13 protein-coding genes are annotated in these 13651 nt (G+C 71.6%); 6 read left to right on the top strand and 7 right to left on the bottom strand.

The window, feature by feature from the left end; translation table 11 throughout:
* Positions 1–27: 27 nt before the first annotated feature.
* Positions 28–975, bottom strand: a complete 948-nt coding sequence (gene sigJ, locus ABB07_RS24320) for an RNA polymerase sigma factor SigJ (RefSeq protein WP_208900692.1) — start codon at positions 973–975, stop codon at positions 28–30.
* Positions 976–1094: 119 nt separating this feature from the next.
* Between sigJ and ABB07_RS24315 the strand changes: the two genes are divergently transcribed.
* Complete coding sequence (locus ABB07_RS24315; RefSeq protein ID WP_208900691.1) at positions 1095–1481, top strand: DoxX family protein; 387 nt, start codon at positions 1095–1097, stop codon at positions 1479–1481.
* Positions 1482–1510: 29 nt separating this feature from the next.
* On the opposite strand, the gene ABB07_RS24310 is transcribed toward ABB07_RS24315, so the two are convergent.
* Positions 1511–2566 carry a LacI family DNA-binding transcriptional regulator gene (locus tag ABB07_RS24310; protein ID WP_208900690.1) on the bottom strand — a complete coding sequence of 352 codons (1056 nt, stop codon included), beginning with the start codon at positions 2564–2566 and terminating at the stop codon, positions 1511–1513.
* A gap of 367 nt (positions 2567–2933) precedes the next feature.
* On the opposite strand from ABB07_RS24310, the gene ABB07_RS24305 reads away from it, so the two are divergent.
* The 4 genes from ABB07_RS24305 (at position 2934) to ABB07_RS24290 (ending at position 7704) form a co-directional block, all read left to right on the top strand.
* Entirely contained in the window at positions 2934–4268 is a 1335-nt protein-coding gene (locus ABB07_RS24305) for an ABC transporter substrate-binding protein (RefSeq protein WP_208900689.1), read from the top strand.
* Positions 4265–5290: a carbohydrate ABC transporter permease gene (locus tag ABB07_RS24300; protein WP_208900688.1), complete on the top strand. Its 1026-nt coding sequence runs from the start codon at positions 4265–4267 to the stop codon at positions 5288–5290. Before ABB07_RS24305 ends, ABB07_RS24300 begins: the two co-directional genes overlap by 4 nt.
* Complete coding sequence (locus ABB07_RS24295; RefSeq protein WP_208900687.1) at positions 5287–6180, top strand: carbohydrate ABC transporter permease; 894 nt, start codon at positions 5287–5289, stop codon at positions 6178–6180. Before ABB07_RS24300 ends, ABB07_RS24295 begins: the two co-directional genes overlap by 4 nt.
* A gap of 93 nt (positions 6181–6273) precedes the next feature.
* The gene (locus ABB07_RS24290) at positions 6274–7704 is read left to right on the top strand and encodes a GH1 family beta-glucosidase (RefSeq protein WP_208900686.1); all 1431 of its coding nucleotides are present in this window, start codon (positions 6274–6276) and stop codon (positions 7702–7704) included.
* Positions 7705–7779: 75 nt separating this feature from the next.
* Here ABB07_RS24290 and ABB07_RS24285 read toward each other — a convergent pair whose 3' ends face one another.
* The 3 genes from ABB07_RS24285 to ABB07_RS24275 form a co-directional block, all read right to left on the bottom strand.
* Positions 7780–9252 (bottom strand): glycoside hydrolase family 18 protein, encoded by a 1473-nt coding sequence (locus ABB07_RS24285; RefSeq protein WP_208900685.1) that lies wholly within the window; start codon positions 9250–9252, stop codon positions 7780–7782.
* Between the two features lie 132 nt (positions 9253–9384).
* Positions 9385–10767, bottom strand: coding sequence for a sensor histidine kinase (locus ABB07_RS24280; protein ID WP_208900684.1), 1383 nt, complete (start codon positions 10765–10767; stop codon positions 9385–9387).
* The gene (locus tag ABB07_RS24275; protein ID WP_208900683.1) at positions 10764–11483 is read right to left on the bottom strand and encodes a response regulator transcription factor; all 720 of its coding nucleotides are present in this window, start codon (positions 11481–11483) and stop codon (positions 10764–10766) included. The genes ABB07_RS24280 and ABB07_RS24275 overlap by 4 nt, the downstream gene beginning before the upstream one ends.
* 100 nt (positions 11484–11583) lie before the next feature.
* Here ABB07_RS24275 and ABB07_RS24270 point away from each other — a divergent pair, with 100 nt between their 5' ends.
* On the top strand, positions 11584–12090 hold the full coding sequence (locus tag ABB07_RS24270; protein ID WP_208900682.1) for a hypothetical protein: 507 nt from the start codon (positions 11584–11586) through the stop codon (positions 12088–12090).
* A gap of 24 nt (positions 12091–12114) precedes the next feature.
* Here the strand turns inward: ABB07_RS24270 and ABB07_RS24265 are convergent, their stop codons facing one another.
* Complete coding sequence (locus ABB07_RS24265; RefSeq protein ID WP_208900681.1) at positions 12115–12984, bottom strand: spermidine synthase; 870 nt, start codon at positions 12982–12984, stop codon at positions 12115–12117.
* A gap of 34 nt (positions 12985–13018) precedes the next feature.
* Positions 13019–13441: a hypothetical protein gene (locus ABB07_RS24260; RefSeq protein ID WP_244189494.1), complete on the bottom strand. Its 423-nt coding sequence runs from the start codon at positions 13439–13441 to the stop codon at positions 13019–13021.
* Positions 13442–13651: the final 210 nt, after the last annotated feature.

Raw genomic sequence — 13651 nt, 5'->3', positions numbered from 1 at the left:
ACCGGCGAAGCCTCAGGGAGCGGAGCCTCAGGAACCGGCGCGGTGTCGCTCCGGCAGGCGGCCGATGTCCGACACCGGGCCGAGGTGCTCCAGCTTGTCGGGGTTGGAGACGGCGCGGATCGCCCGGACCCTGCCGTCGGCGATGTCGAGCTCGATCACACTGGCCACCCGCCCGTCGGCGTCGTGGATCACGCCACCCGGGCGGCCGTTGACCCGGGCCGCCGTGAGGAGGGCGCCGAGTCTCCCGACCTGGCGCAGACCGCCGACCAGCAGCTGGGCGACAGGGCGCGGCTCGCTGATCGACTTCGCGATCGCCCGCGCCTTGCCGCCGCCGTCCCCGCGGAAGACCACGTCCGGGGCGAGCATGTCGAGCAGCGCGGCCATGTCGCCGCCCTCGGCGGCCGCGAAGAACTTGCGGGCGAGCTCCTCGCTCTCCGCCCGCCGCGCCGGAGGCGGGCTGCCGGCCGGCTGCCCGCCGGAGCCGACGCGCTTCCTGGCGCGGGCGAAGATCTGCCGGCAGTTCGCCTCGGTCTTGCCGGTGATCCGCGCCACCTCCGGGTAGCCGTACCCGAAGACCTCGCGCAGCACGAACACCGCCCGCTCCACCGGGGAGAGGGCCTCCAGCAGCACCAGGAACGCCATCGACAGCGAGTCGGACAGCTCGGCGTGCTCGGCCGGTCCGGGCCGGTCGGCGGAGACCACGACCGGCTCGGGCAGCCAGTCGCCCACGTAGGTCTCGCGCCGTACCCGCGCCGAGCTCAGGTGGTTGATGCCCAGCCGGGTCACCGCGGTGGTCAGGTACGCCTTCAGGTTCGCGACCGGGGTCCCGGCCCGGCGCGCCCGGGTCAGGCCCAGGAAGGCGTCCTGCACGATGTCCTCCGCGTCGCCCACCGATCCGGTCATCCCGTAGGCGATGGAGAACAGCAGCGACCGGTACCCGTCCGCCTCCGTCGTCCCCACCACTGATCCCGGCACGGATTCCCCCCTCCGAAGCTCCCCAAGACGCCAGCAGCGTATCCGCTGCTGTCACGGATCACCGGGGTGCCCTGTCTCAGAGGGACGACAACGAACGACGGGACCGAAGGAGACCTCGCATGAACCTCACCCTGTGGATCGTCACCGCACTGCTCGCCGTCGCCTATCTGCTCAGCGGCGGCCTCAAGGTGGCCGTGCCGAAGGAGAAGATCGCCGCCTTCGGGCCCAGTGCGCACTGGGTCCACGACTTCAGCGCCGGCGGAGTGAAGGCCATCGGCGCCCTCGAGGTGCTGGCCGCCGTCGGTCTGGTCCTGCCCGCCGCGCTCGACATCGCACCCGTTCTGGTGCCGCTGGCAGCCCTCGGCCTGGCCCTTCTCATGACCGGTGCCGCGATCACCCGCCTGCGGCGTCACGAAGTCACGCTCATGATGGTGGACGTCGTCTACATCGTCCTGGCGGCGTTCGTGGCCTGGGGCCGACTCGGCCCGGAGTCCTTCCTCCGTTGACGGGAGGAGACTGCGGCGACGGGTCGCTGTTACGACGACGCCCGTGCCACCAGCTCCGTCGGCAGTACCGCATGCTGCCGTTCCAGCCCACGGGACGCGGGTGGGCGGCGGTCGGCGATCTCGGTGAGGAGGAGGTCGATCATGGCGCGGCCCATCTCCTCGATGGGCTGGCGGACGCTGGTGAGCGGCGGGTCCATGTGACGGGCGATGGCGGAGTCGTCGTAACCGACCAGGGCCACGTCGTCCGGGATACGGCGGCCCGCCTCGCGCAGCACCTGCCGGGCGCCGGCCGCCATCACGTCCGAACCGGCGAACACCGCGTCCAGGTCGGGGCGGCGGTCGAGCAGTACGGACATCGCCAGGCGGCCGCCCTCCTCCGTGAAGTCCCCCCGCTCGACGAGGAGTTCGTCCGCCTCCCGGCCCGCATCCCGCAGGGCGTCGCGGTAGCCGTCGACGCGGCGCTGGGCGCCGTAGACGTCGAGGCGGCCGGTGATGTGGGCGATGCGGGTGCGGCCACGGGAGAGCAGGTGCTCCACCGCCGAGCGGGCGCCGCCGTAGTTGTCGGAGTCCACCGAGGTGAGCGTCTCGCCGGCCGAGCGGGGGCCGCTGATCACGGCCGGGATCTCCAGCTGGGCCAGCAGGTCGGGCAGGGGGTCGTCGGCGTGGACGGAGACCAGCAGGACGCCGTCGACGCGGTGGGCCGCCAGGTACTGCGCGAGGCGGCGGCGTTCGCGGTCGCTGCCCGCGAAGATCAGCAGCAACTGCATCTCGGTGTCGGACAGTTCGGAGCCGACCCCGCGCAGCATGTCCGAGAAGTAGGGCTCCGCGAAGAAGCGGGTCTCCGGCTCGGGGACGACGAGGGCGATGGCGTCGGTGCGGTTGGCGGCGAGGGCGCGGGCCGCCGTGTTGGGGACATAGCCGAGTTCCGCGACGGCCGCCTCGACCGCGGCGCGGGTGGCGTCGCTGACCCGGGGCGAGCCGTTGATCACCCGCGAGACCGTGCCCCGGCCGACGCCGGCCCGGGCGGCTACCTCCTCGAGCGTGGGCCGGCCCCCGCTGCGGCCCCGCGCTCCGTGGCTTGCCATGGGCTCCGCCTCTCTCGCCGCGAAAGTTCTAGCTGGCCTGGAATCTAACAGCCCCGTTCGCCGCGGTTGCCGTCCCAGGGGCTGCCGCCCCCGGACCCCCGCTCATCGGCCTTCGGTCTCGTCCTCGAACGCCGGACGGGCTACTCGTAATTTAACGTGCTGATAACTGAACGCCGTTGCCCGTGCCCACTCCCTTGACACCCCGCCCCCGACCCGCGACCCTTCAACACATCACTCGTGGGAGCGCTCCCACGCTACCTGGCACCTACACATCCCGCACGTTCCCCGCCCGAGCCGCAGCGCGTACGAACGGGCCCATTCATGCAGTTGGCCGGGGGGTCGGCACGTCAGGCAACAGGAGGACGCAATGCGCACGAGCATCCGCCGGTCCCAGCGGCTGATGGCCCTCGCGGCCGTTGCCGCACTGACCACGGGGCTGCTGGCAGGCTGCGCCAAGGACTCGAACGACGGCTCGTCGGACGGCTCCGGCGGCGGAAACGGCAGTGGCAAGGGCAAGACCACGCTGACCATCGGCACCTTCGGCGTCTTCGGCTACAAGCAGGCCGGCCTCTACGACGAGTACATGAAGCTGCATCCGGACATCACCATCAAGGAGAACGTCACCACCCGCACCGACGTGTACTGGCCGAAGGTGCTCACCCGCCTCCAGGCCGGCTCCGGCACGGACGACATCCAGGCCATCGAGATCGGCAACATCACCGAGGCCGTGCAGACGCAGGCGAGCAAGTTCGCCGACCTCGGCAAGGAGGTCGACAAGTCCCAGTGGCTGGACTGGAAGAACGCCCAGGCCACCACCAAGGACGGCAAGCTCATCGGGCTCGGCACCGACATCGGGCCGATGGCCATCTGCTACCGCAAGGACCTGTTCCAGAAGGCCGGGCTGCCGACCGACCGGGACAAGCTCGCCCAGATGTGGAAGGGCGACTGGGCCAAGTACGTCGACGTCGGCAAGCAGTACATGAAGAAGGCGCCCAAGGGCACCAAGTTCGTGGACTCCGCGTCCTCCGTCTACAACGCGGCCCTCGGCGGCGGCGCCGAGCGGTACTACGACAAGGCGACCGGCGACGTCGTCTGGGACAAGTCCGACGGCGTGAAGAACGCCTGGAACGTCGCCATGGACGTCGCCACCAGCGATATGTCGGCGAAGCTGAAGCAGTTCGACCCGACCTGGGACCAGGGCTACGCCAACGGCACCTTCGCCACCGTCGCCTGCCCGGCCTGGATGATCGGGTACATAGAGCAGAAGTCCGGGGACGCCGGCAAGGGCAAGTGGGACGTGGCGGCGGCGCCCACCGCGGCCAACTGGGGCGGTTCCTTCCTCGGCGTGCCGGTCGCGGGCAAGCACCAGAAGGAGGCCATCGCGCTGGCCAAGTGGCTGACCGCGCCGGAGCAGCAGGCCAAGGTTTTCGCCAAGCAGGCCAGCTTCCCGTCGACCCCGTCGGCGTACGCGAGCCTGAAGCCGGCCGCGGACACCACGGCGTACTTCTCGAACGCGCCACTCACCCAGATCTTCTCCGACTCGGCGAAGACGATCCCCTCGCAGTACTTCGGCCTCAAGGACCAGCCGATCAACTCCGCGATCACCGACGTCGGCATCCTCCAGGTCGAGCAGAAGGGCAAGTCGCCGTCCCAGGGCTGGGACGCGGCGTCCAAGGAGATCAAGGACGTGCTCGGCCAGTGACCAGCCCCAAGCAGGCTCTCGCGCACCCCGCGTCGAGCGCCGACGCCGCGCCCGGCACCCCGCCGGGCGCGGCCCGGGGCGCTCACGGTCGCGGTGCGCCGGCGGGCGCCGACTCCTGGCGCAGCCGGCTGTACCGCTGGGACATGAAGGCGTCGCCGTACGCGTTCGTGTCCCCGTTCTTCATCCTGTTCGGGGCGTTCACCCTGGTCCCGCTGCTTTACACGGCCTGGTACTCGCTGCACGACGTGCAGCTGTCGGCCCTCGACCACCAGAGCTGGGCGGGCCTGGACAACTACAAGAACCTGTTGTCCTCGGACTTCTTCTGGAACGCGCTGAAGAACACCCTGACCATCGGTGTCATCTCGACCGTGCCGCAGCTGCTGGCCGCGATCGGGCTGGCGCACCTGCTGAACTACCGGCTGCGCGGCTCGACCGTCTGGCGTGTGGTGATGCTGACCCCGTACGCCACCTCGGTGGCCGCGGCGACCCTGGTGTTCACGCTGCTGTACTCGTGGGACGGCGGCATGGTCAACTGGATCCTGCACTTCTTCGGGGTCGACCCCATTAACTGGCGTGAGTCCGACTGGGGTTCGCAGTTCGCGGTGTCGTCGATCGTGATCTGGCGGTGGACGGGCTACAACGCGCTGATCTACCTCGCCGCCATGCAGGCGATCCCGGCCGATCTGTACGAGTCGGCGGCGATCGACGGCGCGAACCGCTGGCAGCAGTTCCGGCACGTCACGGTCCCGCAGCTGCGGCCGACGATCCTCTTCACGGTCGTGGTCTCGACCATCGGCGCGACCCAGCTCTTCGGCGAGCCGCTGCTGTTCGGCGGGGTCAGCGGGTCCAAGGGCGGTTCCGAGCACCAGTACCAGACGCTCGGTCTGTACATGTACGACCAGGGCTGGATCATCGGCAACCTCGGCAAGGCGTCCGCGATCGCCTGGTCGATGTTCCTGATCCTGCTGATCATCGCCGCGGTCAATCTGCTGCTCACCCGACGGCTGAGGAAGTCCCAATGACCACCAGTGAACTGACACTGCCCCAGGTGCACCGCGAGGAGCGGCGGCCCCGGGGCCGGATGGGCGCGGGCAAACAGCTGCACGCCGGCCCGGTGACGTACGTCGTGCTCACCGTCTTCGCGCTGGTCTCGCTCGCCCCGCTGGTGTGGACGGCGATCGCCGCCTCCCGCACCGACCGGCGCCTCGCCCAGACCCCGCCGCCGCTGTGGTTCGGCGGCAACCTGTTCACGAACCTGCAGACGGCCTGGGACCAGGCGGGGCTCGGCACCGCGATGTTCAACTCGGTGATCGTGGCAGGCACGATCACGGTGAGCACGGTGCTGTTCTCCACCCTGGCCGGGTTCGCCTTCGCCAAGCTGCGGTTCCGCTTCTCCGGCCTGCTCCTCCTGCTGACCATCGGCACGATGATGATCCCGCCGCAGCTGGCCGTCGTACCGCTGTATCTGTGGATGTCCGACCTCGGCTGGTCGAACCAGCTGCAGACGGTGATCCTGCCGAGCCTCGTCACCGCCTTCGGCACGTTCTTCATGCGGCAGTACCTGGTGCAGGCTCTGCCGACGGAGCTGATCGAGGCGGCCCGGGTGGACGGGGCGAGCAGCCTGCGGGTCGTCTGGCACGTGGTCTTCCCGGCGGCGCGGCCGGCGATGGCGGTACTGGGCCTGCTGACGTTCGTGTTCGCCTGGAACGACTTCCTGTGGCCCATCATCGCCCTGAACCAGCAGAACCCGACCGTGCAGGTGGCCCTGAACTCGCTCGGCACCGGGTACGTCCCCGACCAGGCGGTGATCATGGCGGGCGCGCTGCTGGGCACGCTGCCGCTGCTGATCGCGTTCGTCCTGTTCGGCAAGCAGATCGTGGGCGGGATCATGCAGGGCGCGATCAAGGGCTAACACCCCTGTGTCCGGGGGCCGGGCCACCGCCGCCCCGGCCCCTTCCCCCTCCACCACGTCAGGTCTCCTACGACCCCCAATGGGAGCGCTTCCATGCCTGAACCCGTTACGTCCGTGACCTTTCCTCCCGCCTTCCTCTGGGGCGCCGCGACCTCGGCGTACCAGATCGAGGGGGCGGTGCGGGAGGACGGCCGCACCCCCTCGATCTGGGACACCTTCAGCCATACGCCGGGCAGAACGGCCGACGGAGAGACCGGCGACATCGCCGTCGACCACTACCACCGCTTCCGCGAGGACGTGGCGCTGATGGCGGAGCTGGGCCTGACCGCGTACCGCTTCTCGGTCTCCTGGTCCCGCGTGCAGCCCACCGGCCGCGGCCCCGCGGTCCAGCGCGGCCTGGACTTCTACCGCCGGCTGGTGGACGAGCTGCTCGCCCACGGCATCAGGCCGGCGCTCACCCTCTACCACTGGGACCTGCCGCAGGAACTGGAGGACGCGGGCGGCTGGCCGCAGCGGGACACCGCGTTCCGGTTCGCCGAGTACGCGCGGCTGGTCGGTGAGGCGCTGGGCGACCGGGTCGAGCAGTGGATCACCCTCAACGAGCCCTGGTGCAGCGCCTTCCTGGGCTACGGCTCGGGCGTCCACGCCCCCGGCCGCACCGACCCGGAGGCGTCCCTGCGCGCCGCCCACCACTTGAACCTGGCGCACGGGCTGGGGGCCTCGGCCCTGCGCTCGGTGATGCCGGCCCGCAACGAGGTCGCGGTCAGCCTCAACTCCTCGGTGGTGCGGCCCCTTTCCCAGGACCCGGCCGACCTGGCCGCGGCCCGCCGGATCGACGACCTGGCCAACGGGATCTTCCACGGCCCGATGCTGAAGGGGGCCTACCCCGCGTCGCTGCTGGAGGCCACGTCGTCGGTCACCGACTGGTCGTACGTCCTGGACGGCGACACCCGCACGATCAACGCCCCGCTGGACGCGCTGGGCCTGAACTACTACACCCCGACCCTGGTCTCGGCCGCGTCCGGCGAGGTCAAGGGCCCCCGGGCGGACGGCCACGGCGCCAGCGAGCACTCCCCCTGGCCGGGCGCCGACGACGTGGTCTTCCACCAGACGCCGGGCGAGCGCACGGAGATGGGCTGGACGATCGATCCGACCGGCCTGTACGACCTGCTCCTGCGCTACACCCGCGAGGCGCCGGGCCTGCCCCTGTACGTCACCGAGAACGGCGCCGCCTACGACGACAAGCCCGACCCCGACGGCCGCGTCCACGACCCCGAGCGCATCGCCTACCTGCACGGCCACCTCTCCGCGGTCCGCCGCGCGATCACCGACGGCGCCGACGTCCGCGGCTACTACCTGTGGTCCCTGCTGGACAACTTCGAGTGGGCGTACGGCTACGGCAAGCGGTTCGGCGCGGTGTACGTCGACTACGCGACCCTGCGACGCACCCCGAAGTCGAGCGCCCGCTGGTACGGCCAGGCGGCCCGGACGGGGACACTGCCGGCGGTGGAGCCGGCGGCCTGACACATCCGTGGCCCGACACCTCGGAAGGGGCGCGGCAATCCCCCCGGAGTGCCGCGCCCCTTCGGCGTGGGTGCGTCAGTTGAAGGCGGCGAACGCCTTCGAGAAGGCGAACTTGTCCTGGGTGATCGAGCTGCAGGTGGCGTCGGCGGAGTTCTTCGGGCCGCCGGGGCACTGCTGGTCGCGGGCGGCGGACCACATCGACAGGCCGCCGAGGCCCTTGGACTTGGCGAAGTTCACCAGCTGGGTGGCGTCGTCGACCTTGAAGGTCTCGGCGGAGACGTCGTTGACGCCGATCATCGGGGTGACCGCGACGGCCTTCCAGGCGGCGGAGTCGGACAGGCCGAGGACGCTCTTGATCTGGGCCTGGGTGGCGGTGGCCGCCTGCTGGGCGTAGTCGCCCATGTCGCCGTTGTACGAGGGGCCGTAGTCCATCGCCATGATGTTGACGGTGGAGATCTTCACGCCGTTGGACTTGGCGTCGGACAGCAGGTTCACGCCGTCCTGGGTGAGGCCCTCGGGCATCACCGGGAGGGTGAAGGAGACGTCCAGGCCGGGGTGCTGCGCCTGGAGCTTGGCGATCGCCTGGGCGCGGCGGGTGTTCGCCGCCGTGTTCGGCAGCGCGCCGCCCTCGACGTCGAAGTCGACCTTGGTCAGCTTGAACGCGTCGACCGCCTTGCCGTACGCCGCCGCCAGCGCGTCCGCCGAGGAGCAGGTGGTGGCCAGTTCGGAGCCGGAGGCGCCGCCGAAGGAGACCCGCACGTCACCGCCCTTGGCGCGCAGGGAGCCGATCTGCGCGGCGACGGCGTCGCTGGTCAGGTCGGTGACACCACCGAACTTGGGGGTGCAGCCGCCGCCGTCGGTGATGAAGGCGAGGTTGTAGTTCTTCACGCCGGTCGCGTCGGCCGCGCCGACCAGGTCGAAGGCCGGGTAGAGGCTCGTGTCGACGTAGGGGGCGAAGCCGGCGGAGGCGGTGGTGCCGGATCCGGTGCCGCCGCCCGTCGTCGGAGTGGCGGTCGGGGTGGGGGTGGCGCTCTTGGTGGGGGTGGGCGTGGAGGTCGGTTTCTGGGTCGGCGACGGGGACTGGGTCTGGGTGGGACGGCCGCTCGGCTCCGGCGTGGCGCCGTCGTCGGCGGAACACTGGGCGTTGTCGATACGACAGCCGGTCGGGTCGCCCTTGCCGTCGACCACGAAGCCGACGGTCACCGACTTTCCGACGGCGAGGCCCTCGGTGTCCCACTTGGCGGGCTTCACGGTGACGTGCGAACCGCTGACGCTCGACTCGCCGTTCCACAGGGAACCCAGCCTGGCACCCGCCGGGAGGTCGAACTCCAGGGTCCAGGTCTTCTCGGTCTGGCCGCTGTTGTTGGTGACGACGTACTGCGCGGTGTAGCCGGTCGACCAGTCGCTGGTCTTGGTGTACGCGGCGTTCACTCCGGCCGCGTTGGCGGTGCCGGTGAGCAGGAGCGCGCCACCGCCGACCACGGCCGCGGCGACCAGACCGCCTATCGCCTTGTTCCTGCCACTGATCCTGCGCCGGTGCGTGGTCATGCGCGTGCCTGCCTTCGCTGTTCACGGGGGTGGGGTGTGGCAGCACGCTAGCGATCCGGAATCGGACAAATGGCTTGATCGGGGCGGCCGTTGCAGACCTTAGGGTTCGCTTAAGGAAGGGATCGGGGACGATTAATGGTCGAGACCAGTGAGGACCGGTTTGCCGGATCGGCGCCGTCTTCGCACCCGCCCCCGCGCCGGCCGCCGCCCGTCCAGCTGGAACCAGATCCGCACCTCGGTGCCGCCCAGCACCGAGGAGCCGATCCGGACGTCGCCGCCGGTGGACTCGGCGAGCCGGCGCACGATGTCGAGGCCGAGGCCGGTCGAGCCGGCGCTTCCGGAACCGCGCCCGCGGGCCATCGCCGCCTCGGGGTCGGGTATGCCGGGGCCCGCGTCGGACACCAGCACGATCACCGCGTCCTCGGCGTTGTGCACGTCGACCGCGAAGGCGGTGCCCTCGGCGGTGTGCCGGAACACATTGCCGAGCAGGGCGTCGAGCCCGGCGGCCAGATCGGCGCGGACCACGGGTATGCGCACCGGCCGCTCGACGCCGGCCACGCGCCACTTGCGGCCCTCGTCCTCGGCGAGCGCGGACCAGAACTCCATGCGCTCACGCACCACTTCGGCCACGTCGCACCCGGCGCCCGGGCCGAGGGCGGCCGTCTGCGGCTTGGCCTCCCGGGCCGTACGGATGATGGTGTCGACCTCGCGCTCCAGCTGGGCGACCGCGGCCCGGGTCTGCTCGGCGGCCGGTCCGCCGCCCAGGGAGGCGGCGTTGAGCCGCAGCACGGTCAGCGGCGTGCGCAGGCGGTGCGAGAGGTCCGCCGCCAGCTCCCGCTCGTTCGCGAGGAGTTGGACGACCTGGTCGGCCATGGAGTTGAAGGCGACGGCGGCGAGGCGGAGTTCGGTGGGCCCGTCCTCCGGCACTCTCGCCCCCAGCTTGCCGTCGCCCAGGTCGTGCGCCCCCTCGACCAGCCGCTGGGCGGGCCGCACCATGCGTACGCCGAGCCGGTCGGCGACCGCGACCGAGCCGACGATCAGCGCGAGGCCGACGGCCGCGAGGACCGCCCAGGCCGTGCCGACGCCGTTGGTCACCTCGGACTCGGGGACGTACACCTCGACGACCGCGATGTCGCCGGAGCCGAGCGCGACCGGCTGGAGCAGTGCGGAGCCGCCGGCCACCGAGGTCGTGGAGGCCCGGCCCAGTTTCCGTACCATCTGGATGTCGCGGCCGGCGGCGCGCTGCCGGCCGAGATCCAGCGCGGACCGGTGGCCGTCGGCGGGCAGATGCACGGCCATCCCGGAGTCGGCGCCGGCCGAGGCCACGACCCGCTCCAGTTTGTCCCGGTCGGTGGTGATGGACAGCGCGGGCGCGACGGCGGCGGCCTCCCGCTCGGCGTTCGAGAACGCCCGGTCGCGGGCCATCTCCTTGACGACCAGGCCGAGCGGTACCGCGAAGGCGACCACGACCATCGTGGTGACCGCCAGGCAGACCTTGACCAGGGCCCATCTCATCGGACCGGCTCCCCGTCCGCGGACGGCTCCAGCGGGGGTTCGAGCTTCACGCCGACCCCCCGGAGCGTGTGCAGATAGCGGGGCCGGGCCGCCGTCTCGCCCAGTTTCCGGCGCAGCCAGGACAGATGGACGTCGATGGTCTGGTCGTCGCCGTAGGACTGCTGCCAGACCTCGGCGAGGAGTTCCCTGCGCGGGACCACCACCCCGGGGCGGCCGGCGAGGAAGGCGAGCAGGTCGAACTCGCGGCGGGTGAGGTCGAGGCGGACCCCGTCCAGCTCGGCCTGGCGGCGCAGCGGGTCGACGGTCAGGCCGCCGACGCGCAGCACGGAGGAGGGCGCGGCCTCCGTGCCGCCGGAGCGGGCCCGGCGCAGCACGGCCGCCATCCGCGCGGAGAGGTGCTCGACGGAGAACGGCTTGGTCAGGTAGTCGTCCGCACCCGCGTTGAGCAGCCGGACGATCTCCGTCTCGTCGTCCCGGGCGGTGGCGATGATCACCGGGACGTCCGTGATGCCGCGCAGCATCTTCAGCGCCTCGGAGCCGTCCAGGTCCGGCAGTCCGAGGTCCAGGATGACCACGTCGAAGCGGAAATGGGCGACCTCGCGCAGCGCCTCCAGTGCCGTACCGACGCTGCGCACGGTGTGGGCGGCGTCGGTGAGATGCCGGATGAGCGCCGAGCGTACGAACTGGTCGTCCTCGACCACGAGCACACTTGCCATGCGCCGCACCGTACGCCATGCGGGCGGACCCGGTCCGGACCTGTGGACAACTGCGGGCCTGTGGACAACCCGTGTGGGTCCTGAGGCAGTATGGCCTGCGATGCGCAGAGGACTCGTACACGTACTGGCGTGGCTGCTCGCGACGGGAGCGGCGGTCACGCTGTCGTGGTGGGGTGTGCACACGGTGATGGCCGGGACGGCGTACGACCCGCCGCGCGCCCTGCCGGTCACGGCCGCCGACGCGACGACCCAGGGCGCGAAGGCCCTCCCCTCGCCGACGCACCGGCCGTCCCCGTCCACCGGCCCGTCGACCCGGCCGCCGGCCCCGACGCCCACACCGAGCCGCACCTCGAGCCCCTCCGCCACCGCCGCCTCGTCCGCGTCCGGCCGGGTCAAGTCGTACGACACCGACGGCGGCCGGGCCGTGTTCGACCTGGGTCCGTCCAGTGCCACGCTCGTCTCGGCGACGCCGGGGACCGGCTGGTCGATGCAGGTGTGGAAGACCGGGACGTGGATCCGGGTGGAGTTCAGCAGCGGCGCGGACCGGGTGTCGGTGATGTGCACCTGGCACGACGGGCCGCCGCATGTGGACATCGGGAACTACTGAACGCCGCTCCCGGGATGAGCCGGGTCAGCGGAACACCGACGGCGGCGGGGCCGGAGACGCGACGGCTGCCGCGTCCGTCACCGGGGCCGCGCCGCCCGTGAAGTCCCTGAGCGGTCTGCCGTGTTCGACCCGGCCCGGGTGCGGGTCGGAGGCGGCACGGCGGGTGAGTTCGGCGACCGGGAGCGGGGCGTCGGAGGCGACCAGGACGGCGTTGCCGAAGCGTTTGCCGCGCAGGACGGCCGGGTCGGCGATCAGTGCGAGTTCGGCGAACCGGGCGGCGGCGGTGGCGATCTGGCCGCGCAGATGGGCGAGTGGCGGGCCGTCGGCGAGGTTGGCGGCGTAGACCCCGGCCGGCTTCAGGGCGCGGCGGACCTCGTCCAGGAACTCGGTGGAGGTGAGGTGGGCCGGGGTGCGGGCGCCGCTGAAGACGTCCCCGATGACCAGGTCCGCCCAGCCGTCCGGCACCTTGGCGAGGCCCGCGCGGGCGTCCGTCGATCTGACCCGGATCCGGGCACCCGGGTCCAACGGCAGCTCCCGGCGGACCAGTTGGACCAGGGCCGCGTCGCGCTCGACGACCTGCTGGGTGGAGCGGGGGCGGGTGGCGGCGGTGTACCGGGCGAGGGTGAACGCGCCGCCGCCGAGATGCACGGCGTGCACGGGCTTGCCGGGCGGGGCGACGAGGTCGATGACATGGCCGAGGCGGCGCTGGTACTCGAAGGAGAGGTACGCGGGGTCGTCCAGGTCGACGTGCGACTGGGGCGCGCCGTCGATCAGCAGCGTCCAGGCGCGGCCCCGGTCGGGGTCGGGCACGAGCTGTGCGAGGCCGCCGTCGACCGCCTCCACGACGGCTTCGACGGCCGCCGACCCGCGCCGCGTGTTCCTGGACCTGCCCATCGGTCCAGTTTCGCAGGTGCCAGGGGCGGCCGCCTCACTGGCAGCGGTCGGCCGCCTCGATGAGCCGGGCCGCCTCCCCCAGGGCCCGGCGCAGCACCACCGGGTCGGTGGCGAGGTCGGCCTCGCCGGGCGGCAGCAGCCAGTCGGAGCCCTCCACCGGCGGCTCGGGGTTCAGCCTGAGTCCGCGCCCGTCGGTCTCCGTGCAGGTGCTGCCCGGCACGTCCCAGCCGGCCGCGGTGCCCGCCGGTACCAGGAAGCCGAGGGTGGCGCAGCCGCCGTCGTGCAGCACGGGCCCCATCGCCTCACCGGCGCCGCGCCGCAGGATGTCGACCGCCTCCAGGCCCTGCCGGGCCGGTACCGTCACCAGGTCGCAGGCCGCCGCCTCCGCGTCGTCCGCCGCGGCCGACGGCGGCGGCGGACAAGGTTCGTTGCTCTGGCTGGACTCCCTGGTCTCCATGCCGGCCTCCACCACACAGCCCTGTCGCGGTCCATGGGGTCCAACGCGTGAACGCGTCAACGGCTACGGCACAAGTGCGCCGCAAAGGATGGCACTTCATGGCAGATCGTGGATGAGATATCCGGTTTGTAGCCAAACACAGCGTGGCGGGTCCTTCACAGCAGGTACGTTCATGCCCGCCGGAACCAGGGCGTCACTCGGACAACTCGT

Source organism: Streptomyces incarnatus (assembly GCF_001027185.1).
GTDB classification, from domain to species: domain Bacteria; phylum Actinomycetota; class Actinomycetes; order Streptomycetales; family Streptomycetaceae; genus Streptomyces; species Streptomyces puniciscabiei.
This window is presented reverse-complemented; position numbering and strand designations above follow the sequence as displayed.

Bases quoted from the DNA above. Each gene is read 5' to 3' on its own strand.
- ABB07_RS24315 (WP_208900691.1), top strand. From the start codon at position 1,095: ATGAACCTCACCCTGTGGATCGTCACCGCACTGCTCGCCGTCGCCTAT.
- ABB07_RS24310 (WP_208900690.1), bottom strand. From the start codon at position 2,566: ATGGCAAGCCACGGAGCGCGGGGCCGCAGCGGGGGCCGGCCCACGCTC.
- ABB07_RS24305 (WP_208900689.1), top strand. From the start codon at position 2,934: ATGCGCACGAGCATCCGCCGGTCCCAGCGGCTGATGGCCCTCGCGGCC.
- ABB07_RS24295 (WP_208900687.1), top strand. From the start codon at position 5,287: ATGACCACCAGTGAACTGACACTGCCCCAGGTGCACCGCGAGGAGCGG.
- ABB07_RS24290 (WP_208900686.1), top strand. From the start codon at position 6,274: ATGCCTGAACCCGTTACGTCCGTGACCTTTCCTCCCGCCTTCCTCTGG.
- ABB07_RS24285 (WP_208900685.1), bottom strand. From the start codon at position 9,252: ATGACCACGCACCGGCGCAGGATCAGTGGCAGGAACAAGGCGATAGGC.
- ABB07_RS24280 (WP_208900684.1), bottom strand. From the start codon at position 10,767: ATGAGATGGGCCCTGGTCAAGGTCTGCCTGGCGGTCACCACGATGGTC.
- ABB07_RS24275 (WP_208900683.1), bottom strand. From the start codon at position 11,483: ATGGCAAGTGTGCTCGTGGTCGAGGACGACCAGTTCGTACGCTCGGCG.
- ABB07_RS24270 (WP_208900682.1), top strand. From the start codon at position 11,584: ATGCGCAGAGGACTCGTACACGTACTGGCGTGGCTGCTCGCGACGGGA.
- ABB07_RS24265 (WP_208900681.1), bottom strand. From the start codon at position 12,984: ATGGGCAGGTCCAGGAACACGCGGCGCGGGTCGGCGGCCGTCGAAGCC.
- ABB07_RS24260 (WP_244189494.1), bottom strand. From the start codon at position 13,441: ATGGAGACCAGGGAGTCCAGCCAGAGCAACGAACCTTGTCCGCCGCCG.